Source organism: Capnocytophaga sp. oral taxon 326 str. F0382 (assembly GCF_000318295.1).
Classification (GTDB): Bacteria; Bacteroidota; Bacteroidia; order Flavobacteriales; family Flavobacteriaceae; genus Capnocytophaga; species Capnocytophaga periodontitidis.
On record NZ_KB291426.1, the window covers coordinates 1 to 1,900 of the forward strand.

The 1,900-nt window shown below is 29.4% G+C and carries 2 protein-coding genes and 1 pseudogene; all 3 read left to right on the forward strand.

The annotated features are described in order from the left end of the window. On the forward strand, positions 1 to 877 hold an 877-nt coding region (locus HMPREF9073_RS16325; protein ID WP_009413470.1), incomplete at its 5' end, for a hypothetical protein. A gap of 1 nt (position 878) precedes the next feature. Beyond that, on the forward strand, positions 879 to 1,517 hold the full coding sequence (locus HMPREF9073_RS09260) for a hypothetical protein (RefSeq protein ID WP_009413471.1): 639 nt from the start codon (positions 879 to 881) through the stop codon (positions 1,515 to 1,517). Beyond that, positions 1,483 to 1,900: pseudogene (locus HMPREF9073_RS09265) on the forward strand (hypothetical protein); the annotation flags it as partial. The gene HMPREF9073_RS09260 and the pseudogene HMPREF9073_RS09265, both read left to right, overlap by 35 nt.

A 1,900-nucleotide genomic window follows, 5' to 3' on the forward strand; every position in this document is an offset into this window, starting at 1 on the left:
AGGTGAAAAGGTAGTACTATCTTTAGAAAAAGAAGTAAAAATTAGTAGAGTTGAAGAGATTCTTACAGAGGTATTCCCTAAAAATTCTAAATTTATAGATGATACAAAAACAATAGAAAAAATCACTCATTATTTAGCCCCTGAAAACGCTGAAAAACTAAAGGCTATTGGAGGTGAATCAGGATTAAAGAATTTCTTAGCTAAATATAAAGACGCTCCTTGTGGCAATTGTGGAGAAGCAGGAAGGAAAATTTTTGGAGGTCGTACCTTAGATGAGATGCTCGAAAACTATGTAGAAGTAGCCTATACTTTTAGAAACCGTCCTGATTTATGGAAAAAAATAGAAGAAGGAGCTTTAAGTAGCAATGCCGCTATGCGTGAAGGTACTCAGCATATGCTTTCCACCTTTAAGAAAAACCCTAAAAAATATGCCCCTGAAAACATTGAGCATATAGATATGAAGTTTGGAAAAGCTTTAGATGATATCTGTGCCAACTGCCGTTATGACGTGAAGTTTAGCAGGAAATATGATGAAGACTTGCCTTTATTTGAAGAATTTAAAAGCTATAACAGTGAAACTTGGAGTAAAATAGCTAATGATAAAGGTTTTATCCAACAATTTGAAAGTTATTTACAAGAAGTTGACGAAATAAAAGATTTAGCTTATGTGATCAACAGTAATAAAGCTAATGTAAATGAAGTAAAACAAGCTTTTAAAGAAGTGTTTAAACGTAATAGTGATGAAATTTTAGAGGTTATGAGTCCTAAACTAAAAGAAAGTTTAGATATCTTAGAGCAAGAGAAAAGAATTATAAATTTTAAAAATATAATAGACAATACAAATTCAGCACTCTATAACTTTATAAAATCACAATAAAATGTTTAAACTAATTTCTAAAATAGATAATGTAAGAGATTATGTTATCTATAAGGGCAAACCTTATTACATCAATACATCACACGAACTTCAATGTGGCAAAAAAAAGCAAATGCTTTACAAAACGCCTTTAGATCCAATCATTGTTTTTAACAATAAATTCTATTTCAGTGAATGGGAAGATAATTATAAAATCTTCGATGAGAATTTAGAATTAATAGAAGAAGGAAAAAACAGAGTCTTCTATAAGTTATCTGAATTTTACATAGCTTACAACCGAGATGGTAAAAAAACTATTCTCATAGACAAAAAAGATAATCTTATAGAGCTTGAATATATAGATAGGTCTTCTATAAGAGCTTTTTCAAATGAATATATATATATATATATATATAAAAAAAGTAAAATATATGATGATGTAATGTCTATCAGAGCCTTTTCTATTCAAAAGAAAGAGCATCTATGGGAATTTTCTCTTGCTTCATTTGGGAAGTATAAAAATTCGTGGGATGAAGAAAATTATTTTAGGGTATATAAGCTTATAGGTATACACAACAATATTTTTTGGGCTTTTATAGAGTTGGGAGGTTTTATAGGTTTAGATATTGAAACAGGAGAATTCAAAATATCGTATTCCTGAATATCATCAAGCTGTAGAAAAAACTATTACCAAAATTAAAGGTTTTTATAGGAGTGACTATCTCTTAGATAGTGGAAAAGGGAAAATTCTTGGTATGGCTATGGATGTTTTTATTGAAATAGATTTAAACCAAGAACTTCCTTTTGCTACTCAATATGGTTTACAAGAGGAGTTTGAAAAATACAATATCGAAGGGAAAGATACTTCTACCCAATACATCGTTCAAGATGATTTATTGTATTTTTATCTTGCTGAACAACTAAAATTTGGTATTTTAGACATCAATACCAAGGAAATTATCTATATTTCAGAGCCTATTGCAGTAGTGGAAAGAGATAATAGTTTTACACGCCTTAGAGATTTAAAAGTCTCAGAAAATAAGG

Bases quoted from the DNA above. Each gene is read 5' to 3' on its own strand.
- HMPREF9073_RS09260 (WP_009413471.1), top strand. From the start codon at position 879: ATGTTTAAACTAATTTCTAAAATAGATAATGTAAGAGATTATGTTATC.